The 22404-nt window shown below is 72.1% G+C and carries 17 protein-coding genes; 7 read left to right on the top strand and 10 right to left on the bottom strand.

Annotated features, from left to right (window positions below; genetic code table 11):
* Positions 1-491 precede the first annotated feature (491 nt).
* Genes ACIRFH_RS09905 through ACIRFH_RS09895 form a run of 3 tightly spaced genes read left to right on the top strand, consistent with a single transcriptional unit; the run spans position 492 to position 3659 of the window.
* Positions 492-1832 (top strand): ABC transporter substrate-binding protein, encoded by a 1341-nt coding sequence (locus tag ACIRFH_RS09905; protein ID WP_403518658.1) that lies wholly within the window; start codon positions 492-494, stop codon positions 1830-1832.
* Between the two features lie 19 nt (positions 1833-1851).
* Positions 1852-2736 (top strand): carbohydrate ABC transporter permease, encoded by an 885-nt coding sequence (locus tag ACIRFH_RS09900; RefSeq protein WP_403518656.1) that lies wholly within the window; start codon positions 1852-1854, stop codon positions 2734-2736.
* Positions 2736-3659 (top strand): carbohydrate ABC transporter permease, encoded by a 924-nt coding sequence (locus ACIRFH_RS09895; protein ID WP_403518654.1) that lies wholly within the window; start codon positions 2736-2738, stop codon positions 3657-3659. The genes ACIRFH_RS09900 and ACIRFH_RS09895 overlap by 1 nt, the downstream gene beginning before the upstream one ends.
* Before the next feature lie 25 nt (positions 3660-3684).
* Here the strand turns inward: ACIRFH_RS09895 and ACIRFH_RS09890 are convergent, their stop codons facing one another.
* The 3 genes from ACIRFH_RS09890 to ACIRFH_RS09880 all read right to left on the bottom strand — a co-directional run bounded on the left by ACIRFH_RS09890 (position 3685) and on the right by ACIRFH_RS09880 (position 7160).
* The gene (locus ACIRFH_RS09890) at positions 3685-3978 is read right to left on the bottom strand and encodes a hypothetical protein (protein WP_403518653.1); all 294 of its coding nucleotides are present in this window, start codon (positions 3976-3978) and stop codon (positions 3685-3687) included.
* A gap of 282 nt (positions 3979-4260) precedes the next feature.
* Positions 4261-5946 (bottom strand): amidohydrolase, encoded by a 1686-nt coding sequence (locus tag ACIRFH_RS09885; protein ID WP_403518651.1) that lies wholly within the window; start codon positions 5944-5946, stop codon positions 4261-4263.
* Between the two features lie 47 nt (positions 5947-5993).
* Positions 5994-7160 carry an MFS transporter gene (locus ACIRFH_RS09880; protein ID WP_403518649.1) on the bottom strand — a complete coding sequence of 389 codons (1167 nt, stop codon included), beginning with the start codon at positions 7158-7160 and terminating at the stop codon, positions 5994-5996.
* Between the two features lie 150 nt (positions 7161-7310).
* On the opposite strand from ACIRFH_RS09880, the gene ACIRFH_RS09875 reads away from it, so the two are divergent.
* Positions 7311-8279 carry a LacI family DNA-binding transcriptional regulator gene (locus tag ACIRFH_RS09875; RefSeq protein ID WP_403518647.1) on the top strand — a complete coding sequence of 323 codons (969 nt, stop codon included), beginning with the start codon at positions 7311-7313 and terminating at the stop codon, positions 8277-8279.
* A gap of 524 nt (positions 8280-8803) precedes the next feature.
* Here the strand turns inward: ACIRFH_RS09875 and adh are convergent.
* From adh to xylB, 5 genes are all read right to left on the bottom strand, one after another.
* The gene (gene adh, locus ACIRFH_RS09870) at positions 8804-10327 is read right to left on the bottom strand and encodes an aldehyde dehydrogenase (protein ID WP_403518645.1); all 1524 of its coding nucleotides are present in this window, start codon (positions 10325-10327) and stop codon (positions 8804-8806) included.
* Positions 10328-10447: 120 nt separating this feature from the next.
* Positions 10448-11719 carry a GAF domain-containing protein gene (locus ACIRFH_RS09865; RefSeq protein WP_403518643.1) on the bottom strand — a complete coding sequence of 424 codons (1272 nt, stop codon included), beginning with the start codon at positions 11717-11719 and terminating at the stop codon, positions 10448-10450.
* A gap of 108 nt (positions 11720-11827) precedes the next feature.
* Positions 11828-12433: an N-acetylmuramoyl-L-alanine amidase gene (locus tag ACIRFH_RS09860; RefSeq protein ID WP_403518641.1), complete on the bottom strand. Its 606-nt coding sequence runs from the start codon at positions 12431-12433 to the stop codon at positions 11828-11830.
* 410 nt (positions 12434-12843) lie between these two features.
* On the bottom strand, positions 12844-14055 hold the full coding sequence (locus ACIRFH_RS09855; protein WP_403518640.1) for an ROK family protein: 1212 nt from the start codon (positions 14053-14055) through the stop codon (positions 12844-12846).
* A gap of 239 nt (positions 14056-14294) precedes the next feature.
* Complete coding sequence (gene xylB / locus ACIRFH_RS09850; RefSeq protein WP_403518638.1) at positions 14295-15740, bottom strand: xylulokinase; 1446 nt, start codon at positions 15738-15740, stop codon at positions 14295-14297.
* 196 nt (positions 15741-15936) lie between these two features.
* On the opposite strand from xylB, the gene xylA reads away from it, so the two are divergent.
* Both xylA and ACIRFH_RS09840 read left to right on the top strand, forming a co-directional pair.
* Positions 15937-17100 carry a xylose isomerase gene (gene xylA / locus ACIRFH_RS09845; protein WP_403518636.1) on the top strand — a complete coding sequence of 388 codons (1164 nt, stop codon included), beginning with the start codon at positions 15937-15939 and terminating at the stop codon, positions 17098-17100.
* 103 nt (positions 17101-17203) lie between these two features.
* Entirely contained in the window at positions 17204-17647 is a 444-nt protein-coding gene (locus tag ACIRFH_RS09840) for an NUDIX domain-containing protein (RefSeq protein WP_403518634.1), read from the top strand.
* Between the two features lie 147 nt (positions 17648-17794).
* On the opposite strand, the gene ACIRFH_RS09835 is transcribed toward ACIRFH_RS09840, so the two are convergent.
* Together ACIRFH_RS09835 and ACIRFH_RS09830 are read right to left on the bottom strand one after the other, a co-directional pair.
* On the bottom strand, positions 17795-19099 hold the full coding sequence (locus ACIRFH_RS09835) for an SWF or SNF family helicase (protein WP_403518632.1): 1305 nt from the start codon (positions 19097-19099) through the stop codon (positions 17795-17797).
* Positions 19096-21930 carry a DEAD/DEAH box helicase gene (locus tag ACIRFH_RS09830; protein WP_403518631.1) on the bottom strand — a complete coding sequence of 945 codons (2835 nt, stop codon included), beginning with the start codon at positions 21928-21930 and terminating at the stop codon, positions 19096-19098. The genes ACIRFH_RS09835 and ACIRFH_RS09830 overlap by 4 nt, the downstream gene beginning before the upstream one ends.
* 290 nt (positions 21931-22220) lie before the next feature.
* On the opposite strand from ACIRFH_RS09830, the gene ACIRFH_RS09825 reads away from it, so the two are divergent.
* A complete protein-coding gene (locus tag ACIRFH_RS09825; protein WP_403518629.1) occupies positions 22221-22403 on the top strand; it encodes a hypothetical protein in 183 nt (60 codons plus the stop codon).
* The last annotated feature ends 1 nt before the right edge of the window (position 22404 follow it).

The raw sequence follows: 22404 nt of genomic DNA, 5'->3' as shown, positions 1-22404 counted from the left end.
GCCCCCCCCGGGGGGGGCCGGGCGGGGGGGGGCGCCCCGGCGGCGGCGGGCCCCCCCCCGGCCCCCACCCCCCCCCCCCCCCGGGGGGGGCCCGGGGGGGGGGGGCCCCGGCCCCCCCGCCGGCCCGGACCCCGTTTCGTAATCGTTTTCTGTGTTCTCGCAGTACATCTCTCCGCCGGACCGAACGTCGGCACGAACCGGCCCCTCGTCGTGGTGGATGGTTCCTGGCCTGGGTGAATAGGGGAGCGGACGGTTGTGCCCCGCGACGCCTGCCGCTTGCTCGGACGACGGGCCGACGTAACGAATTCTTCCGGACCCCTTGCTCACGGTTCCGGATCCGCCTACCGTCTCACGACAACCGCTTACTACAGCTTGCGCCTGGCCTCCGCACAGTCGCGTGCCGGCGGTGTTCCGGTCGCCGTTCCTGGCCAGCATCTCCCGAGCCGCCGTCCTCTCGTTCTGAGAGTGCCTATGTCAAAGGACCACGGTCGATGAACTTCACTACCTCCCGGAGAAGGTTCGCCTCCGCCGCCGTCGCGGGTATCGCGCTGACGGGTCTGCTCTCCGCCTGCGGTGGCTCGGAGTCGGGGGACGACGGGGCCTCCGGCGCGTCCGGCCCGGTCACCCTCGACTTCTGGGGCTGGGCGAACGGCCAGGAGGCCGTCGTGAAGGCGTTCAACGCCTCGCACAAGGACGTCCGGCTGAAGTACACGAAGGTCACCGACCAGTTGACCATGCAGAAGCAGCTGACCAACGCGGTCAAGGCCGGCAACGCGCCCTGCCTGGTGCAGAACACCGCCGAATACGTGACCAGTTGGGTCTCGCAGGGCGCACTGGCCGACATCACGGAGTACGTCGAGGCCGACCAGGGAAAGTTCAACCCCGGCTCGTGGGCGAGCGCCCAGGTGCAGGGCAAGCTCTACGGCGTACCCACCAGCTCGGCACCGCAGTTCACGGCCTACCGCACCGACGTCTTCGGCAAGTACGGCATCAAGCCCCCGGCGACCTGGGACGACTTCATCGCGGCGGGCAAGGAACTGAAGAAGCACGGAATCGAGATCACCAACTACGCCGGTGAGGACCCGAGCACCCTGGAGGTGCTCGCCATGCAGGCCGGTGCGCACTGGTACGCCGTCGACGGCGACTCCTGGAAGATCGACTTCCAGGACGAGGGGAGCCTGAAGGCCGCCGAGGTGATCCAGGAGATCATCGACAACGACCTGAACAACAAGCTCTCCTTCGCCGACTACGCGGCCGTGCAGCGCAATTACGACAACGGTGACACCGTGACCCGGCAGATCTCCACCTGGCAGATGGCCGGCATGGTCCAGAACTTCAGCAAGTCCTTCGGCGACTGGGCCCTGGCCCCCTGGCCGACGTATCGGGGAGAGGCGCCCAAGACACCGGCGGGCACCAATCTCACCGGCGGTGTCACCCTGGTGACGAAGAGCTGCGACCACCGGGAACAGGCGGCCGAAGCCGCCCTGTGGATGTCCACCGACCCTGGTGCGGTCAGGACGATGGCGAGTCCGGAGACCGGCAACGGCGTGATGCCGGCACTGGCCGACAGCGGCGCGTACGTGGGCGAGTCGATCTCCCGGAAGCTGCTGGGACCGAACTACGGGCCCGCGCAGAAGATCGTCTCGGACAGCCTGGGCACCGTCACCACCGACTGGACCTTCGGACCGAACTGGACCGCGATGTTCACCGAACTCCAGGCCGGCTGGGCCAAGGTGGTCAACAAGGAGCAGAAGGTCACCGACCTGCTGGCCCACATGCAGAAGTGGACGGTCGACGACCTGAAGTCCCGCGGCATCAGCGTCAAGGGCTAGAGGCCGGGGGAACCCACTGATGACTCGCTCCCTGCGCTGGAAGGGCGCCGCCTTCACGGTCCCCTTCCAGCTCGGCTTCGCCTTCCTGTACCTGCTGCCGATCGGCTACGCCGTCCACCAGTCGCTGTTCGTGGAGCAGCGGTCCGGCCTCGGTCTCGACGGCTCGACGACCGAGTTCGCCGGCCTCGACAACTACGCACAGGGCCTGACCGACTCCGCGTTCATGACCTCCGTCCTGCGGGTGGTGCTGTTCGCCTGCGTCCAGATCCCGGTGATGCTCTTCGTCAGCCTGGTGCTGGCGCTGCTCCTGGACGCGGTCACCTCCCGGGTGGCGGGCCGGTTCCGGATCCTGCTGCTGGTCCCGTACATGATCCCCGGCGTGGTGGCCGCGATCGTGTGGATCAACCTCTACAGCCCGGAGGTCGGCCCGCTGACCCCGCTCGGCGAACTCTTCGGGTTCGACTGGAACTTCTTCGAGCCGTCCATGGTGTGGCCGTCCATCGGCAACCTGCTGACCTGGCACGGCATCGGCTACAACATGGTCATCATCTACTCGGCCCTGCAGGGCGTGCCCCGCGAACTGTTCGAGGCCGCCCGCCTGGACGGCGCCTCCGAGATCCGCATCGCCCGCAGCATCAAGATCCCTCATGTGCGCGGGGCCCTGGTCCTGACCGGTCTGCTGTCGATCATCCAGATGCTGCAGATCTTCAATGAGCCCGCCCTCTTCCGGAACGTCACCCCGCAGACGGTCAGCGACAGCTTCACCCCGATCATGATCATCTACAACCAGGCGTTCAACGCCGGCGACTACCACTACGCCGCGGCCCTGTCGGTGCTGCTCGCCTTGATCCTGGGCGTGGCCTCCTTCCTCTTCTACCGGTTCACCTCGAAGGAGGCCGACTGATGACGCTGACCGACGAGCGCGGGCACACCACCGAACGGCTCCCCGCCCGTGGCGTCCGGCGCCTGAGCAGCCCGGACCCGGCCTCCCGCGGGCGAGGCGGCCAGCGCTTCGTCCTCGTCGGGCTGGTCATGGCCGGCGTCTACAGCCTGTTCCCGGTGTGGTGGCTGATCGTCGCCGCGACCAAGGACCGCACAGGACTGTACCAGAGCAACGGCCTGTGGTTCTCCGGCTGGCACCTGTGGGACAACCTGCAGCAGCTCTTCACCTACGAGGACGGCATCTTCCTGCGCTGGACGGCCAACTCGTTCCTGTACGCGGGCGTCGGCTCCCTCGGCGGCACGCTGATCGCGCTGGCCACCGGGTACGGCCTGGCCCGGTTCGACTTCCCGGGCCGCAACGCCGTGTTCGCGTGTGTGGTGGGCTCCTTCCTCATCCCGATCGCTCTTCTCACGCTCCCCCTCTACCTGCTGTTCTCGTCGATCGGCATGGTCGACACCCCCTGGGCGATGCTGATCCCCTGTCTGATCAATCCGTTCAGCGTGTATCTGGCCAAGGTGTACACCGAGGCGACCGTTCCCTTCGAACTGCTGGAGGCGGCCCGCATCGACGGGGCCGGTGAGCTGCGTATCTTCTTCAGCATCGTGCTGCGGATGATGACGACGGGTGGCGCCACGGTGTTCCTGCTGGCTTTCGTCAACACCTGGAACGCCTTCTTCCTGCCGCTGACCGTGCTGCGCGGCGAGGAGAACTGGACGCTCAATCTGGGCCTGTACAACTGGTCGGGCAAGCGCCTGGAGTCGGGCGTCGACCTGACGAGTCTCGTGCTGACCGGCGCGCTGCTGTCCGTCGTCCCGATGGCGATCCTGATGGTCGCGATGCGCCGCTACTGGCGGTCCGGGGTCACGCTGGGGGCCCTCAAGTGAGCAGGGCGGGGCGAGGACCTTCCCCTCACCTCGGCCACCACCGCAGCCCGGTGCCGTCCACGTGCGAGATCGTGTCCGGGACCGGCTCGTCAGGGTGCGGACGCGGCGGTCGGCGTCGTCGGCCGGCCACCGCGGACGTCCACGGCTCGTGCCGGTCGGCTCGCTGGGCCTCGCCCTCGCGGACCCACGTCCGCGGCGACTCCGCGGTGACACCGAGCTCTGCGGCCACCGCCGCGTACGTCCGCTTCCCGGCCACGGCACGGCAGAGCGCGATCGCGTCCTTCCCGAACTCCTCCGGACACGCAGACTTGCGTCCCACGTGGACATTTCTCCCCGGACCATCAAGACCCATTGCCCAGGGTGTCCACTCCGGAGGAACAGCCTCGAGGTGTCCCGTGGCCGCAGTGGCGGACGTGGTCGGCCCGACGGTGAGCAGGCGGCAGTGACCGGCGTGCCGACCGGGGCGAGGGTTCCGCGCATGTGGTCCTGCGAGGAACGGCGGTGCTTTCCCGGCGTCCGCTGCGACGGCGGAAGCGGATGCACCCGGTTCGATGTGCGCCCGGTGGGCACGGAGCAGGACGACCGCGGTCGCCGCCCCGGCTCAAGGGCGGCGCGGAGTCCGGCGGAAGGCGCTTCGCGAACCTCGGACACGGCGGGACTCCGGGGCGGGTCGCTGTGGGACGTGGGCGCGCCGGCCGGCCACGTAGGTGGCGAGGACGTCGATGGAGGCGATGCGAGCGGGGTCGATCGTCAGGAGGTCCTCGGCCAGGACGGTCAGATCGGCACTCAGGCCGACCGCGACGCTGCCGCGCTGGTCCTCGGCACCGATCGAGCGGGCCGAGTGGGTGGTGTACCCCTCGAGCGCCATCAACGGCGTCAGCGCCTGCTCGGGTTGCACCGGCGCGGCATCGGGACGGGCGGCCGGGCGCCGGAGGATCGCGTCGGTCATCATCGCGCGCGGGTCGAAGGGGGTGACCGGCCAGTCCGAACCGAGCGCGAGGGTGGCGCCGGCCTCGCGCAGGTCGCGGCAGCGCCAACCGCGCGCCGCGCGCTCGTCTCCGAGCCGTTCGGACCAGTTGTCCGTGCGGTCGGCCCGGGTGTGGTGCGTCCCGTGGATCGGCTGCATGCTCGCGCTCACCCCGAGACGCGCGAAGCGGGCGATCGTCTCGTCGGGAACGGTCTCGATGTGCTCGATCCGGTGCGGGGCACGCTCCGCTTCGGCGCCGAGCTGTTCAAAACAGTCCAGGACGAAGCGGATCCCGCGGTCGCCGATGGCGTGGGTGCAGGTCGGAATCCCGCGCCGGGCGAAGAACCCCAGTGCGGCCCGGTAGTCCTCCGGGTCGGTCCACACCGAGGTGATGCCCTGACCGCGGGAGTCCGGCGCTTCGAGCCAGGCCGACCCGTTGTCGATCGTGCCGTCGATGAAGAACTTCACGCCCTCGACCTGCCACCGTTCCCCGCTCAGCTTCTGCCAGGCGACCAGTCGCTCCCAGATGTCGGGCCCCGAGCCCGCCGGCACCCAGGGCGAGAGACGCAGCCGCACGGGGAGCGGCCCCCGCGCCTCGGCGGCGCGCAGCAAGGGCACCTGCTCCTCGTCGAAGTCGAGGACGTGGTTGCCGGTGAGCCCGGTGGCGGCCATGTCTCGCAGCACCTGCACGAGGGCGTCGACGCGTTCGGACATGGTGAGCGGCGGGATGTGTGCCTCGGCGAGAGCCATCGCGCTGGATTCGACCAGGTAGCCGGTGGGCAGGCCGTCGCCGTCGACATCGACGCGGGAGGCATCGTGGAACGCTGTCTCGCCGCCGATGATGCCGCACACGCGTACGGCCGCCGAGTTGATGATCGCCGCATGCGCGTCGCGCATGCGCAGGAACATCGGGGTGTCCTTGGTGGCGGCGTCGAAGACCCGGCCGGTGAAACCCGTGTCGTTGAAGAGGTTCGGGTCGAGCCCCCATCCCAGGACCCACCCGCCGGGGTTCAGCCGTGTCGCCTCCTCGGCCAGCCGCCGGGCGACCTCCTCGATCGGTCCCACGTCGGTGAGGTCGAGCCCGCGCGCGAACGTCGCCCCGGACACGGTGTGCGTGTGGGAGTCGGTCAAGCCCGGGACGATCGTGGCGTCACCGTAGTCGTGAACGACGGTGTCGGGGCCGGTCAGGTACCGCAGGCTCTCCTGGTCACCGACCCCGGCGATGCGGCCGTCGGCAACGGCGATCGCGGTCGGGGCGGTGGCGCTCCCGTCCAGGGTGTGAATGGTCGTCGCCAGAACGAGGGTGTCGGCAAGAGGCATGTGAACTCCTCGGTAGCTGGGGTGGCTGGGCTGTCGGGGTCCGGGTGTCACGGTGCCGGAACCGGTGCCGGTGCCGGCCCGGCGGACGTCCGGGTGTGCTGCGGGCCACCGTCCAGTTCGCGGTGGCGGTGGGAGATACCGATCAGCAAGAGGCCGAAGACGATGCTCGGAAGCGCCACGATCAGCGCGTATCCCCAGGCGGGAACCGCGGCGAGCAGGTGGCTGCCCACGAACGGGGCTGTGCCGATGCCGACGACATAGACGCTGTTGACCAGCGAACCGGTCCGCCCGCTGGGGTCCAGTGCCGAGGCCAGGCCGAGAACGAGAGCGAGCACCGTCGCGTACACCACGCCCCATGAGACAAAGGCGACGGTGAACACGACAGGTGTCGGGGCGAGCACGATCGTGCACTTGGCGATGGTGCTCACCACGATGATGACGACCAGGGCCCGGCCCCGGCCGAGGGAACGCATGAGGAAAGGAGACGCCAGCGCTCCCAGGAGGCCGCCGCACACCTTGGCCGCCAGCAGCGGCCCCAGGCTCGCCCCGGGGACGTCCGCGTGGGCGGCGAGCGGTCCGGCCATGGTGTAGACCATGTCCTCGGTCAGCGACCAGCAGCCCATCGACAGCGCCAGAACCAGTGCGATGCGGGTGAGGGGGGCCCGCACCCGCCCGGCCGCACGCACGGCGGGACTTTCGACGGCATTGGGCAGTCCGCCGGCGAACGGGAATCCGATGACGCCGATGGCGGCGAGCACGAACAGGATCGACCGCAGGTCGGTGCCGAGCAGAGGGGTCAGCGCGAGCACCACCGTGACGAGGACACGGTTCAGGATCGTGGTCAGGGTGACCGTGCGGTCGGGATCGACGGTGGCTGAAGACGCGGCCATGGAGGCGGCTCCGACAGTGCCGCCGCCGAGGCCGCCGACGGCCAGGCCGATGACGACGGTAGCCGGCGTCATGCCGAGGGCGCCGAGCCCGAAGCCGGCGGCCATGAGGGCGAGCCCTGTACGCGCGACGGCCGGACGGTCGACACGGGCGACGATGGCGGTCACCCCGAACATGGCGACGACTGTCCCGGCGGTCATCGCGGTCATCGCCGATCCGGCCTGGGCGATGGTGAAGCCCAACGTCGCCTGAAGGGCGGCGATGATGACCGGCACCATGTTGGCGGCCGTCGTGCACAGCACCCCGGTACCGATGAAGCCCAGCAAGGTGCGTCGGGTCAGAGGTGCCGGTTGAGGGAAGCGGAGCATACGAAACCTCGATCTGCCGATGCGTTGCCGGATCGATCCGGCAACGAATGGGCATCATGCTCCTGTGCGCGGACACCCACAAGAGGGTGGACGGTTAAAGTGGCTGCGATGAGCGCGAACACCGTGACGCTGAAGGACCTGGCCCGCCACCTGAAGCTGTCCAGGACGACGGTTTCCGACGCGTTGAGCGGCCGGGGCCGGGTGTCGGAGGAGACCGTTCAACGGGTCCGAGAGGCCGCCGAGGAGCTCGGGTACGTGGTCAACCGCGCCGCTCGGCAGCTGCGCACCCGCGGCGTCGGCGCCATCGGGTACTACGTTCCCGCCGAGGCGCGAGACCTCGACTTCTACATGAGATTCGCCTTCGGCGTCGCCGGAGCTGCCCAACGGTGGGGCGTGGACACGGTGTTGATGGTGGGCGAGGAGTCGCTGCACCGAGGCGTCCACCTGGGAGGGGTCGTCGCGGTCGACCCGCGTCCCGAGGACCACGTGGTGGCCGGTCTCGTCGACGCCTCGATTCCCGTCGTCGCGGTCGGGGAGTACGTCTCGCGCAGTGGGCGGCGAGCCGACGTCACCTTCGAGGCGCGGCACGAGGAACTGGAGCGCTCGCTGCTCGACCGGTTGTGGCGGCAAGGCTGCCGGCGGTTCGAGATGTGGGGGCCCATGGACTGCGCGGCATCGTCCTTCGCCGCCAATGCTCGGTACAACTTCGAGACGTGGGTGGCCGGCCACGCCACGCAGGGAGCAGAGGGGCGGGTGCGGAGTCTTCCTCTCGGTGCGGGCGGGGAGCACATCCATGCCGCTGTGCGCGATGCGGTCCGCCGTGGTGCCGACGCGGTGGTGTGTGGACTGCAGGGCATCGCGCCGCACGCCGCGGCTTCCCTCGACCTGCTCGAGGACGAGCGGGCGCGCAGGGTCGTCGTGTCGTCGATGGCCTCCGATGTCCCACTGGCCCGGGGCCCAGTGATCGATCTCGCACCGCGGAAGTACGGCGAAGAGGCCGCGGAACTGCTCTGGCGGGTCATCTCGGGCGCTGAGGTCGAGCAACACGTGTGGTTCGAGGGGGCGCAGATCGTGTGAGATGCCGAGCGGCCCGGAGAACGTGCCGTCACCACGGCTCGCGTCTCTCCGGCAACGAGGCCCGGGGTGACGAACGGCGGGGTGGGGGCCCTGACCCGTCAGGAGTCCCACCGGGCGGCAGGGCTGTGTCCGGACCCGTTGCCGGGTCACCCGGCGGCTTCCGCGCCCGGCAGCTGCGCAACGCCCGCGGCCTGGCCCTGCTCCCGGCGCGTGTAGTACCCCGCGCTCACTCCGGCGAGCTGAGCGAACTCTTCACGTCTGAGACGGGAGTGTCTGATCAACGGCGGATCCGGTGAGCGAGGGGACGCCGGAGATGACCGACACCGTCGTTGAACCCGAGCCCGCTGGACAGCCGGTCCGGGCGCCGTCGAGTACGGCGACGCGCGAGCAGTTGATCGCGATGCTGATGGAGGGACACCAGGGGATATCGGGAGTAAGGGTGTGTCTCGCCTTACCGCTCAGTCGTGCGCCACGAAGGGCGCCTGACGGGCGACTTGCCTGGTCAGACGCCCTTTTCTGTGCCTCTAGAAGAAGCCGAGCTTCTTCGGCGAGTAAGAGACGAGGAGGTTCTTCGTCTGCTGGTAGTGCTCCAGCATCATCCTGTGGTTCTCCCGGCCGATCCCCGACTGCTTGTAGCCGCCGAACGCGGCGTGCGCCGGGTAGGCGTGGTAGCAGTTCGTCCACACGCGTCCCGCCTGGATCGCGCGGCCCGCGCGGTACGCGGTGTTCATGTCGCGGGTCCACACCCCGGCGCCGAGGCCGTACAGCGTGTCGTTGGCGGTCTTGATCGCGTCGTCGAAGTCGTCGAAGGACGTGACCGACACGACCGGGCCGAAGATCTCCTCCTGGAAGATCCGCATGCGGTTGTGGCCCTCGAAGATCGTGGGCTGGACGTAGTAGCCGCCCTTCAGCTCGCCCTCGTGCTCGAAGCGTTCGCCGCCGGTGAGCACCTTGGCGCCCTCCTGCCGGCCGATGTCCAGGTAGGAGAGGATCTTCTCCAGCTGGTCGTTGGACGCCTGGGCGCCGATCATCGTGTCGGTGTCCAGCGGGTGGCCCGGTGTGATCAGCCGGGTGCGGGCGACCGCGGCCTCCATGAACTCGGCGTAGTGACCGCGCTGGATCAGCGCCCGGGACGGGCAGGTGCACACCTCGCCCTGGTTGAGCGCGAACATCGTGAAGCCCTCGAGTGCCTTGTCGCGGAAGTCGTCGTCCCGCGCCCAGACGTCGTCGAAGAAGATGTTCGGCGACTTGCCGCCGAGCTCCAGCGTGACCGGTTTGATGTTCTCCGAGGCGTACTGCATGATCAGCCGCCCGGTGGTGGTCTCCCCGGTGAACGCCACCTTCGCCACCCGCGGGCTCGACGCGAGCGGCTTGCCCGCCTCCACCCCGAAGCCGTTGACGACGTTCACCACTCCCGGCGGCAGCAGATCCGCGACCAGGCTCAGCCAGTAGTGGATCGACGCCGGGGTCTGCTCGGCGGGCTTCAGGACCACCGCGTTGCCGGCGGCGAGAGCGGGCGCGAGCTTCCAGGTCGCCATCAGGATCGGGAAGTTCCACGGGATGATCTGCGCGACCACGCCCAGCGGCTCGTGGAAGTGGTAGGCGACGGTGTCGTCGTCGACCTCGCCGATCGAGCCCTCCTGCGCGCGGATCGCGCCCGCGAAGTAGCGGAAGTGGTCGATGGCGAGCGGGATGTCGGCCGCCAGCGTCTCGCGCACCGGCTTGCCGTTCTCCCAGCTCTCGGCGACCGCGAGGCGTTCCAGGTTCGCCTCCATGCGGTCCGCGATCTTCAGCAGAATGCCGGAACGCTCGGTGACCGAGGTGCGGCCCCAGCCCGGGGCCGCCTCGTGCGCCGCGTCGAGCGCCCGCTCCACGTCCTCCGCCGTACCGCGCGCGATCTCCGTGAACGGCTGCCCGTTCACCGGGGACGGGTTCTCGAAGTACTGCCCGCGCACCGGCGGTACGTACTCGCCGCCGATGAAGTGGTCGTAGCGCGACTCGTAGGAGACGATCGCGCCCTCGGTGCCGGGCGCAGCGTAACGGGTCATCCTGGTCTGCCTCCCTCAACGTGCGCTGCCCGCCGTTGGACAGCTCACCGGGAGGCTAGGGAGCGCGAGGTTGCGGGTACGTTGCGTGAGCGGCGGCCGCTTCGGACCGGTGCCCGTCACTCACCGGCGGGCCTTCACCACGTGCGGCGCGGCGAGCTCGGACTCCAGTGCGGCGAGCCGGGACAGCACCGCGGCGGTGGGCCGGACGGAGGCCAGCGCCCGCCAGACGTCCAGGTCGTTCTCGCCCCATGGCGCGTGTACCCAGTCGGCCAGGAGGTCGGGATCACGACAGGCGATCAGCGCGGTGCGCAGGCCGTCGGCGAGCCGGCGCCGGTGCCGGGCCACCGCCGGGGCCTGGGAACCGGGCAGCAGCGGACCCGCGTACGCCGCCGCGGCCGCCGTCACACCGCCCGCCCGCAGACGACGCTCGACCACGGCGACGTCGGACTCGACGGGCATCGTGAGCCGGTACGGGCGTGAGGCCAGCACGCCCGGCCCCAGCACCCCGCGCAGCCTGGTCAGTTCGGCCCGCAGGGTCACCGGAGGCACCGTCTCGTCCTCGTACAGCGCGCACAGCAGCTCGTCACCGGTCAGGCCCTCCGGATGGTGCGCCAGCAGCACCACGATCTCGCTGTGCCGTCGGCTGAGCCGGATCCTGCTGCCGTTGTGCCTCAGCAGGGCCTCGTCACGGCCCAGCGCGGTCAGCTCGGCCGTGACGTCGGCGGGCCGCTCCGGTGTGAGCAGCGCCAGCTGGGACTCCGCGGCACGGGCCACCGCCTGGACGAAGCCCAGGCTGTGCGGATGCGCCAGCCCGTCCCCGCCCGTGATGTCCACGGCGCCCAGCACCCGCCCGGTGCGCGGATCGTGCACCGGAGCCGCCGCGCACGTCCACGGCTGGACCCGCCGGATGAAGTGCTCGGCCGTGAAGACCTGTACCGGCCGGTCGACGGCCACCGCCGTGCCCGGCGCGTTCGTCCCCACCGCGGACTCCGCCCACCGGGCACCCGGCACGAAGTTCATCCGCCCCGCCCGCCGCCGGGTGGCCGGATGGCCCTCGACCCACAGCAGCCTGCCGTGCGCGTCGCACACCGCCAGCAGGTGCTCGCCGTCGGCCGCGAAGGCGCCCAGGAGTTCACGGAACAGCGGCATCACCCGTGCCAGCGGATGCTCGGCGCGGTAGGCGCCGAGGTCACCGTCCATGAGTTCCACGCTCGCGGTGCCGTCCGGGCCGACACCCGCCCGGACGGACCGCCGCCACGACTCCGCCACCACGGCGCGCACGGGCCGCGGCACCGTGCCCGCCTCGGTGAACGTCTCGTGCGCTCGGCGCAGCGTCCGCGCGTGCTCGACAGGGTCGGTCCCAGGTTCCAGAGCCAGCCACGAACCGGTCAACTCGGCCTCCCCGGAGAGCGATACGACGGGGACATCGTCACTCCGCGGAGGGGCTCGGACAACCACTTCGACCGGCTCGATCACCCGAACGTGGCCGTCCGCCGCGGGTCAGGCGAAGTTGACCAGTCTGATGTACCGGGTCCAGTCCCACAGCGGTCCCGGATCCGTGTGGTCGCTGCCCGGTACCTCGTGGTGTCCGATGATGTGCGCGCGGTCCTTGGGGATGCCGTACGTGTCGCAGATCGCCGCGGTGAGCCGTGCCGACTGCTCGTACAGGGCATCGGTGAAGTACTCCGGCCGGTCCACCCAGCCCTCGTGCTCGATGCCGATGCTGCGGGTGTTGTAGTCCCAGTTGCCGGCGTGCCAGGCGATGTCGGACTCGAGGACGCACTGCGCGATGTGCCCGTCGGCGGACCGGACGACGTAGTGGGCGGACACCTGCTTGTCCGGATCGCGGAAGATGGAGAGCGTGTCGGCGTACGTCTCCTGGGTGACGTGGACGACCACGTGGTCGAGGGGATAGGTGAGGGGGCGGCTCGACCGGCTGTAGTTGGACGCGTTCGCCGGTTGCCACTCGGCGGGCGGGCGGTCGGCGGCGCGGGGCCGCGCGGCGGCTCGCGTGCCGGACAGGAGTGTGGTCGAGACGGTGGCGAGCGCTGCGCCCTGCAGGAGTCGCCGCCTGGTCGGGGAAGGTGTTGCCCTTTCCGTTTCCACGGGGAGGACCGCCTTTCGCGGGTGGGGGTGGTGCGCGGGTGGGGGTGTGCGGTTCCACGGCGCGGCGCCGTGCCGCACACGGTGGCAACGGCGGGGCGACGGCTTGGTTGCGAGGAGCGGGGCCGAACGCCGAGGTACGGGCTGGACGTCGCGGTGCCCTTGTGTCGTGGTCACGCAGGGCGTCGCGTGAATCACCGTACGGGGAAGGCGGGTTGGGCGTCAGTACGCGTCGCGGTTCGGTGGACGACCGCGCTGTTGTGGATATGGCGCTCACTCGATGGAGTGGACGCCATGAGAAGCCGGGCGCTGCTCCCGGACCCTGATCTTCTCCGACTGCTGCCGTTCCCCGGCTGCTGCTGTTCCCCGTCGGCCGCCGCGGTCCGCCCGCACGGTCCCGGTCCCGCCCGGTCTCAGCCCCGCTCGGCCACCGCGGCCGCCGGATCGTCCAGGACACCCCGGATCACGGAGTGCGCCGCGCCGAGCAACGGCCCCTGCGGGCCGAGCTCCGACACGGACACGGGACAGGCGGGGCCGGCCGTGCGCCGGGCCAGCTCGTCCCGCAGGGACGGCAGCAGCCAGGGCGCGAGTCCGGCCAGTGCGCCGCCCAGTACCACGCTCTCGGGGTCCAGCAGGTTGACCGCCCCGGTCAGCGCGATGCCGAGCGCGGTTCCCGCCTCGCGCAGGGCGCGCCGTACGGCCTCGTCGCCCTCGGCGGCGCGCCCCGCGAGCAGCCCGACCCGGTCCTCGACCGGTTCCACACCGGCCGCGCGCAGCACCGCCTTCTCACCGGCGTACTGCTCCAGGCAGCCGCGCCCTCCGCAGGGGCACTCCGGCCCGTCCGGATGCACCGGCATGTGTCCCAGCTCGCCCGCGAAGCCCCGGGTTCCGCGCAACAGGCGTCCGTCGACGACGACGGCCGCGCCGATGCCGATCTCGGCGGAGACGTGCAGGAAGTCCCGCGGGGTGCCGTCACCGAGCCAGAGTTCGGCGAGCGCGCCGAAGTTGGCCTCGTTGTCCACGGCCAGCGGGACGTCGGAGGGCAGCAGTGCGCCGAGGTCGGCGTCGTGCCAGTCGAGGTTCGGGGCGCGTACGACGGTCCGTCCGTCCCGCGCCACGAGACCCGGTACGGCCACGGCCAGCCCGGCCGGCCACAGGCCCTCCGCCTCCGCCTCCGCGGCGACCGTCCGGACCAGGCCGGTGAGCTGCTCGGTCACCGGCTCCAGCGAGCGGCCCCGATTGCTGCCGTACCGCACGGCCCGCGCCCGTACCTCGCCGCGCAGGTCGACCGCGCAGACCGCGAGGTGGTCGACGCCGATCTCCGCGCCGATCCCGGCCGGGCCCTTCGCGCTGACGGCGAGCGCGGATCCGGGCCGGCCCACCCGCCCGGGACGTTCGGGCCCCAGCTCCTCCAGCAGGCCCGAGCGGATGAGCTCGTCCACGAGGGACGACACGGCCGCGCGCGTCAGTCCGATCCGGGAGGCGACGGCCGCCCGGGACAACGGCCCCTCGGCGCTGACGGCGTGCATCACCCGGGACAGGTTGCGGCGGCGCATGCCCTGCTGGGTGTCCGGCAGCGCACGCCCGGAGCGGGTCGGACGCGCTTCGTGCGGGGGTGCGGTCATGCCTCCGTCAGTCCTCGGTCGATACGTGTGCGGTGCTCGGTCGGTGCGCGTCGGTCCTCCGGTCGGTCTCGGCCGCCCCCGGTCACGCGCTCGTCCGCGGACGACCGGTGGACGCCTCGGCCGGAGCCCGGCGGGGGCCCGCACCGGGACGGCCCCGGCGGGGTGCGCCCGGAGGCGTCCCGCCGGACCGGCTCGTGACGGTGCCCGTCCGTGACGCCGCCGCCCGTGCGAGCACGTCGTCAGCGAATGCTCCCGTCCCGCTCCAGGAGCGGCGCCGCGTCGGAGACTACCCCGGCGATCCTGGTCAGCGTCGCCTCGTCCCGTTCCACGGCGTCGAGCACCGGCCCGGCGGCCGTGTCCCAGCGCCGGGCGACCGCCGCCGGGTCCTCCCCGGTGAGCAGGCCGGCCGCCTGTGCCGCGGCGCCGAGCGCCACCAGTTCCTTCGCCTCGGGGATCTGGACGGGACGTCCCGAGAGGCGTCGCACGGTCTGCTGCCACGCCGTCCCGCGCGCGCCGCCGCCGATCAGCAGCAGCGGTGCGGAGGGATCCGCGTCCGCGTCGAGAACCAGGTCGAGGGCGCCGAGCAGCGAGTGGACGGCGCCGTCGTACGCGGCCTGGAGCAGCTGGCCGGCGGTCGTGTCGTGGCGCAGCCCGTACAGCAGGCCGGAGGAGTGCGGCAGGTTCGGGGTGCGTTCGCCGTCCAGGTAGGGCAGGAGCGTGACGTCCGTGCCGGGTTCGACGGCCTCCCGGTCCAGACCCAGCAGGGCCGCCACGCGGTCGACGGCGAGCGTGCAGTTCAGGGTGCAGGCCAGCGGCAGCCAGTCGCCGCGCGCGTCGGCGAAACCCGCCACGGTGCCGGTCGGATCGGCGGACCGCCGCTGCGACACGGCGTACACCGTGCCGGAGGTGCCGAGGCTCATCACCGGAGTTCCGGGGCGCACCCCGAGGCCCAGCGCGGCGGCGGCGTTGTCGCCGGTGCCGCCGGCGACCAGGGTGCCCTTGCCGAACGGCAGGCCGTGGCTGTCGCGCACGGTGCCGGCCGGCTCGCCGGGCCGGACGATCCGGGGCAGCAGCGCCGGATCGAGCCCCACGCGCGCGAGGGTCTCCTCGTCGTACGACTCCGTGCCGGACGCCCACCAGCCGGTGCCGGACGCGTCACCGCGGTCGGTGGTCCCCTCGCCGGTGAGCCGCTCGGTGAGGTAGTCGTGGGGGAGGCGTACGGCCTTGACGGCGCGAACCGCCTCCGGTTCGTTCTCGGCCAGCCAGGCCCATTTGGTGACGGTGAAGGAGGCGCTGGGCACGCTGCCCGTGCGCTCCGCCCAGGCCTTGGCGCCGCCCAGTTCCTCGATCAGGCGGCGGGCCTGCGGCGCCGAGCGCACGTCGTTCCACAGCAGGGCCGGGCGCACCGGGTCGCCACCGGCGTCCAACGTGACCAGGCCGTGCTGCTGCCCGCCGATCGACACGGCGGAGGCCTCGCGGGCCGCGTCGCCGCACTGGTCCAGGGCCGTGCACAGGGCGTCCCACCACTGCCGCGGGTCGCTCTCGCGGCCGGCGCCGGAGGACACCGTGTGGGGCGCCTGGCCGCTCGCGACGACCCGGCCGGTGGCCGCGTCGACGACCAGGGCCTTGGTGGACTGGGTGGACGTGTCCACGCCGACGACGAGCGGACCCTCGGCTGCTGACATCGGGCTACTCCCTCTTCCGGGGCTTGCGGCTCTATGGCTCAGACCGGTCTGAGCTGGGGTTCTGCGGCGGTACCGGATCGCCGGGACCCGGACGTGATCCGTCGGGGACACCGTGTTCCCTTCCCGGCACCGCGTGTGCATACTAATTTGTAAACCGCCATGACGAAATAGTCATCAGCGAGCAAGGAGCCGTGGAATGAACTACCAGCCCACTCCCGAGGACAAGTTCACGTTCGGTCTGTGGACGGTCGGCTGGCAGGGCCGGGACCCGTTCGGGGACGCCACCCGTCCGGCACTGGACCCCGTCGAGACGGTGCAGCGACTGGCCGAGCTGGGCGCGTACGGCGTCACGTTCCACGACGACGACCTGATCCCGTTCGGCTCGAGCGACGCGGAGCGGCAGGCCGTCGTCAAGCGGTTCCGGCAGGCGCTGGACGCGACCGGCATGAAGGTGCCGATGGCGACGACGAACCTGTTCACCCACCCGGTGTTCAAGGACGGCGGCTTCACCGCGAACGACCGTGACGTGCGCCGGTACGCGCTGCGCAAGACGATCCGCAACATCGACCTCGCGGTGGAACTGGGCGCGTCGGTGTACGTGGCCTGGGGCGGCCGCGAGGGCGCGGAGTCCGGGGGTGCCAAGGACGTGCGGGACGCGCTCGACCGGATGAAGGAGGCCTTCGACCTGCTGGGCGAGTACGTCACCGGGCAGGGCTACGACATCAGGTTCGCGATCGAGCCGAAGCCGAACGAGCCGCGTGGTGACATCCTGCTGCCCACCGTGGGCCACGCGCTGGCGTTCATCGAGCGGCTGGAGCGCCCCGAGCTGTACGGCGTGAACCCCGAGGTCGGCCACGAACAGATGGCCGGGCTGAACTTCCCGCACGGCATCGCACAGGCGCTGTGGGCGGGCAAGCTGTTCCACATCGACCTCAACGGCCAGTCCGGCATCAAGTACGACCAGGACCTCCGCTTCGGCGCCGGCGACCTGCGCTCCGCGTTCTGGCTCGTCGACCTGCTGGAGCGGGGCGGGTACGCGGGGCCGCGGCACTTCGATTTCAAGCCGCCGCGCACCGAGGACTTCGACGGCGTGTGGGCGTCGGCGGCCGGCTGCATGCGCAACTACCTCATCCTCAAGGAGCGGGCCGCCGCCTTCCGCGCCGACCCCGCCGTGCAGGAGGCGCTCACCGCGGCCCGCCTGGACGAGCTCGCCCAGCCCACCGCCCCCGACGGGCTCAAGGGCCTGCTCGAGGACGCCACGGCCTTCGACACCTTCGACGTCGACGCCGCCGCGGCCCGGGGCATGGCCTTCGAGCACCTCGACCAGCTCGCCATGGACCACCTCCTCGGCGCCCGCTGAGCGCTCCCGGGAGGCCGCTCCGGCCCCGCCCACAGGGCGGGGCCGGAGCGGCCGGTGGCACGTCTTTGTCTTCGCCCTCTGGAGACCTGGGAGGATGACGGACATGACACAAGAGCGCGGAGTGACGGTTGCCCCGGACTCCGGTGAGGGAGAGTCGCTGGCCGTCGTGGCGGCGGCAATCGTGCAGGAGGGGCGGCTGCTGGTCGTGAGCAAGCGGGCCGCCCCCGACGTCTTCTACCTGCCCGGAGGCAAACCCGACGCGGACGAGGGGCCGTTGGAGGCCCTGACCCGAGAGCTGGACGAGGAACTGGGCGTCGAGCCACGACAGCCCCGCCTGCTGGCCCGGGTCGATTCCGTCGCGGTCCTGGAGGGAGTGCCGATGCGTCTGACGCTCTTCGAGGCGCGCATCGACCGGCCGCCCCGGCCCGCGGCCGAGCTGGCGGACATGAGGTGGATCTCCGGACGCGAGAGCGGCATCCGGCTCGCCCCCGCGGTCACCGACCACGTCCTGCCGCTGCTCCGGCGAGCCGGTTCCATGGCTCCCTAGCGGCCGGGACGGGCCACGGGCCCGGCTCGCGGACCGGCGGGGTGCAGCCCCGCCGAGCCGCGTCCGGTCCCGCCCGGGCCGTGCGGCGCTCACGCGGACGCCAGGCGTACGCGCCCGACACCCTTGCCGCCAGGGGCCGTCACGGTGTCACGGCTCGTCCCCGGCCGCGAGCGCCGCCGAGGCCAGGGCCGTCGCCGGATCCTGCGCCGGGCCGCCCACGGGGACCCAGCGGCCGCCTTCCTCGCGGAACGGCCACCAGCGGCCGTCCCGGTCCAGACGGAGCTGGAACGGCGAACCGACGACGGTCCAGCGGTTCGCCCGCGCCCGCAGGTACGGCCTCTCGTCCCCGTCCCACGCCGACTCCAGCGCCGCACGCGCGCGTACGAGCGCGTCGCCCCGCACCGTCCACTCCTCCTCGAGCACCGACAGCGCGGCCCCGCCCCCCAGCCGCCACGCGCGCACGGCGTCGGCCAGCGCCTCGCGGTCGCGCCCCGAGCCGACGCCGAGACGGTCCCGCACGGCCGCCTCGGGGTCGCCCGCGGCCAGCCGAACGGCGTCCTGCGCGGCCGTCGGCTCCACGCCGGCCGGCTGCCGGTCGTGCCCGGCACGCAGGGCGTCGGCGAGCAGGCGGTGCGCCTGAGCCGCCGTACGGGAGGCCAGGAAGACCAGCGCCGCCGGATCCACACCGGGCGGGGGCACGGTCTCGGTGTCCAGGGCGGGCGGTTCCCCCGGTCCGTCCGGAAGCGGGGGAGGCGGGGGCGGCGGAGGCAGCACCTGCCCCGCCGCGTACGCCTCGGCGGCGTCCACCCCCTCCGGCCGGGAGGCCGCCGCCTCGGCGGACGTGCCGTCGCGTGTCTCCAGAGCGGACAGCACGGCGCTCTCACCGCGTCCGCGCATCAGCAGCAGTACGAGGGGATCCTGGTCCAGCAACCGCGCCACCTGGTAGCAGAGCGCCGCGGTGTGCCCGCAGTGGTCCCAGGCGCCGCAGTCGCACTCCGGTTCCAGGTCGCCCAGACCGGGCAGCAGGTCGATGCCCGCCGACGCCGCGTCCTCGACGAGATGCGGGGGCATCTCCCGGTCCAGCAGCGCCGCGACATGCCCGGACCGCTCGACCGTCATGTCGACAAAGCGATCCCACTGTTCGTCGGACAGCTCCTCCAGCAGGACATCGGCGCGGTGCGCCGTACGGTCCCGGTCCTGGACCACCGCCGTGATGCGACCCGGCCGCACCGAGACGGCCCCCACCGCGCCCGCGCGCGCGAGACGCCGCCCCGCTTTCACCTGCGCCCCGTCCATGGCGGCGTCCTCCAGAGCCTTCAGCCAGGCCTGACCCCACCAGGTCAGCGCGAACGCCCTGCCGGGCGGGGGCGGCAGCGGAGCGAAGGTCCGCTCCTCGCCATCGCTGGCGCCGCCGTCGCCACCGAATCCGTCGTGACCGTCGTACCGCGTCATCGCGCACCTCCGCGCAGGTCGACCAGATCGGCCAGTTCCGCGTCCGTCAGCTCGGTGAACGCCGCCTCGCCCGCTCCCAGCACGGCGTCGGCCAGGGCGCTCTTGCGGCTCAGCAGGGCCGCGATGCGGTCCTCGACCGTCCCCTCCGCGATCAGCCGGTGCACCTGCACCGGCCGGGTCTGGCCGATGCGGTGCGCGCGGTCGGTGGCCTGGGCCTCGACCGCCGGGTTCCACCAGCGGTCGTAGTGCACGACGTGCTCCGCGCGCGTGAGGTTCAGCCCGGTGCCCGCCGCCTTCAGGGACAGCAGGAAGACGGGGACCTCGCCGTCCTGGAACCGCCGTACCAGCGACTCCCGTCCGGCGACGGACGTACCGCCGTGCAGGAACAGCGACGGCACGCCGCGGGCGGCCAGATGCTGTTCTAGGAGCCGTGCCATCTGCACGTACTGGGTGAACACGAGCACACTCGCGTCCTCGGCGAGAATCGTGTCGAGCAACTCGTCCAGGAGTTCCAGCTTCCCGGAGCGGCCCGCGATCCCCGGACCGCCGCAGCGGTCCTCCTTGAGGTACTGCGCCGGATGGTTGCAGATCTGCTTCAGGCTCGTCAGCAGTTTCACGATCAGCCCGCGCCGCGCCATGCTGTCGGCCCCGGAGATCTCCGCGAGCGCCTCGCGCACCACCGCCTCGTACAGGCCCGCCTGTTCCGCGGTCAGCGACACGGGATGGTCGGTCTCGGTCTTCGGCGGCAGTTCGGGCGCGATCCCCGGGTCCGACTTGCGGCGCCGGAGCAGGAACGGCCGTACGAGCCGGGACAGCCGCTCCGCCGCGGCCGGGTCCTGGCCGCCCTCGACGGCCTGCGCGTAACGCCTGCGGAAGGTACCGAGCCGGCCCAGCAGCCCCGGGGTGGTCCAGTCCAGGATGGCCCACAGCTCCGACAGGTTGTTCTCCACCGGGGTGCCGGTGAGCGCCACGCGCGCGCGTGCGCCGATGGTCCGCAGCTGCCGCGCGGTCTCCGAGTAGGGGTTCTTCACGTGCTGCGCCTCGTCCGCCACGACCATGCCCCACTCCACGGCGGCCAGCCGTTCCGCGTCCAGGCGCATGGTGCCGTAGGTCGTGAGCACGAACTCGCCGTCGGCCGGGGCCGTCAGGTCGCGCCGGGGGCCGTGGAAGCGCCGCACGGGCGTGCCGGGCGCGAACCGCTCGATCTCGCGCTGCCAGTTGCCCATCAGGGACGTCGGGCAGACGACCAGGGTGGGCCCGGCGGCCGACGCGTCGGTCTGCCGGTGCAGGTGCAGGGCGATCAGGGTGATCGTCTTGCCGAGCCCCATGTCGTCGGCGAGACAGCAGCCAAGGCCCAGCGACGTCATGCGGGCCAGCCAGTTCAGGCCCCGTCGCTGGTAGTCGCGCAGTGTGGCGGCGAGGGCGGCCGGCTGGGCGACGGCGTCCTGCCCCTCGGGTTCGGCGATCCGCTCCCGCAGGGCCGCCAGCCAGCCGGTGGGCCGCACCTCGACGCGGTGGCCGTCGACCTCCGCCGAGCCGGTCAGGGCCGCGGCGAGCGCGCCGACGGGCGTGACCTTGTGGTCCTGTCGCGCGCGGGCCCGCCGCACCTCCTCGGGGTCGACGAGGACCCACCGGTCGCGCAGCCGCACCAGGGGCCGGTTGGCCTCGGCGAGCCGGTCCAGCTCCTCGCGCGTGAGCCGCTCGCCGCCCAGGGCGAACCACCAGTCGAAGGCGAGCAGAGCGTCGGCGGACAGGAACGACGGCGGGCCGCCCCCGGCGGCGGTGCCCGGCACCGGTTCGCCGTCGGACGGTCCGACCTCCGCGCGCGTGGTCAGGTCACGGGCCAGTTCGCGAGGCCAGTGCACGTCGACGCCGGCGGCTGCGAGTGCCCGGGTGCCCGCTCCGAGGAGCTCGGTGACCTCCTCGTCGGCGAGCTCGACGGCCTCCGGCACGGCGGCGGACAGCAGCGGGGCCAGCGGCGGCCAGGCCCGTGCCGCACGACGCAGCGCGAGCAGGGTGTCCGTCCGCGCGCGCGTGCCGAACGCGTCGCCCACCGCGCCCGACCACACCCCGGCGGCGTCCGTGACACGCGCGGGATCGCTCACGCTGTGCACCTGCGGGACGGCCCGGAACGCCGGCGACGCGTCCCCGGAGGCGGCCGGCAGGTTCCGTACCTCGACGCGCAGCGACAGCCGGACGCCCGTGTCGTGTCCCGCGGCGACGTCGGCGGCCCAGACGCGCAGCTCGGGCAGCTTCCGAGGCTCCGCCGCCGCGTAGGCGGGTCCGCCCGTCACCAGCGTGGCGGCGGGAGAGCGGGGCAGCGCGTCGGCGACGGCGTCCAGGAAGGCGCGCACCAGCCGCTCCGGGTCCGGCAGCCGCCACGGCTCGCCGTCGTCCACCGGGACGGCGTGCGCCTCGGGCGGCATGGCGGCGGCGAGGTGGCGGATCCGCTCGGTGTCCCGCGCGTCCAGCGGTCCCACGCGCCACGCGTCGTGGTCGGTCTCGGTCAGGCCGGGCAGCAGCAGCCCCCGCGCCACCAGGTGCAGGGCCTCCACGGCGACGGCACCCCAGAACACGGCCGCCCGATGGCCGGACGCGCCGGCACGCGCGCGCGTGAGGACCGGCAGCGCCTCCCGGACCGGCAGCAGGACGGCGGGCGCGTGGGCCGGTTCCACACCGTCGCCGTCCGGTACCAGGACCGTCAGGTCCTCCACGGACGCCGAGGGGACGGCCGGTGGGTCCTCGCCGTCGGGCCGCCAGAAGGCGACCGTGCCGGTACGGGCCGGGTCACCGGGTACGAACACGGCGCAGCACCGGGTGAGTTCTGACATGGAGAAGGCGGTTGCGGGAAGAGCCGTCTGCGCAGCGATGACGTATTCCTCAAATTTGACTAGTGGGGTTCGCGGTCGCCGATTGTACATGGTCGGCGCCACCGCGGGCGTCGCTGCGCTGTGTTCCGGGTCACTGTCGGTGGGGGCGCTCCGGGTGCCGTCGCCGACGGCGTCTCAGGGTTGTGTAGGGGGCCGGTCTCAGGGGTGTCTCAGGGATGAGGTGAGGAACCGCCGGGAGCGCGGACCCGTTTCCAGGACAGAGGCGGCAGTTGCCGCGAAGGAGGCGCACCATGTCGAAGAACGCCAAGACCGCCGCGGGGGGTGTGGCGGCCGGGCTCATCCTGCTCATCTGGCTGCCCTGGTGGGCCGCCCTGCTGATAGTCCTCGGAGTCCCGGCCGCCGCGTACCTCACGCTGGACCCCTCGCAGCGGCGCAGGCTGCGCCGTGTCACGCGCAAGGAGCTCGGTCGCTGAC

This window comes from Streptomyces sp. NPDC093586, from assembly GCF_044764905.1.
GTDB lineage: Bacteria > Actinomycetota > Actinomycetes > Streptomycetales > Streptomycetaceae > Streptomyces.
This window is presented reverse-complemented; position numbering and strand designations above follow the sequence as displayed.

Coding starts and splice junctions, on each gene's coding strand:
- ACIRFH_RS09905 (WP_403518658.1), top strand. CDS start 492: ATGAACTTCACTACCTCCCGGAGAAGGTTCGCCTCCGCCGCCGTCGCG.
- ACIRFH_RS09900 (WP_403518656.1), top strand. CDS start 1,852: ATGACTCGCTCCCTGCGCTGGAAGGGCGCCGCCTTCACGGTCCCCTTC.
- ACIRFH_RS09895 (WP_403518654.1), top strand. CDS start 2,736: ATGACGCTGACCGACGAGCGCGGGCACACCACCGAACGGCTCCCCGCC.
- ACIRFH_RS09885 (WP_403518651.1), bottom strand. CDS start 5,946: ATGCCTCTTGCCGACACCCTCGTTCTGGCGACGACCATTCACACCCTG.
- ACIRFH_RS09875 (WP_403518647.1), top strand. CDS start 7,311: ATGAGCGCGAACACCGTGACGCTGAAGGACCTGGCCCGCCACCTGAAG.
- adh (WP_403518645.1), bottom strand. CDS start 10,327: ATGACCCGTTACGCTGCGCCCGGCACCGAGGGCGCGATCGTCTCCTAC.
- ACIRFH_RS09855 (WP_403518640.1), bottom strand. CDS start 14,055: ATGACCGCACCCCCGCACGAAGCGCGTCCGACCCGCTCCGGGCGTGCG.
- xylB (WP_403518638.1), bottom strand. CDS start 15,740: ATGTCAGCAGCCGAGGGTCCGCTCGTCGTCGGCGTGGACACGTCCACC.
- xylA (WP_403518636.1), top strand. CDS start 15,937: ATGAACTACCAGCCCACTCCCGAGGACAAGTTCACGTTCGGTCTGTGG.
- ACIRFH_RS09840 (WP_403518634.1), top strand. CDS start 17,204: ATGACACAAGAGCGCGGAGTGACGGTTGCCCCGGACTCCGGTGAGGGA.
- ACIRFH_RS09835 (WP_403518632.1), bottom strand. CDS start 19,099: ATGACGCGGTACGACGGTCACGACGGATTCGGTGGCGACGGCGGCGCC.
- ACIRFH_RS09830 (WP_403518631.1), bottom strand. CDS start 21,930: ATGTCAGAACTCACCCGGTGCTGCGCCGTGTTCGTACCCGGTGACCCG.
- ACIRFH_RS09825 (WP_403518629.1), top strand. CDS start 22,221: ATGTCGAAGAACGCCAAGACCGCCGCGGGGGGTGTGGCGGCCGGGCTC.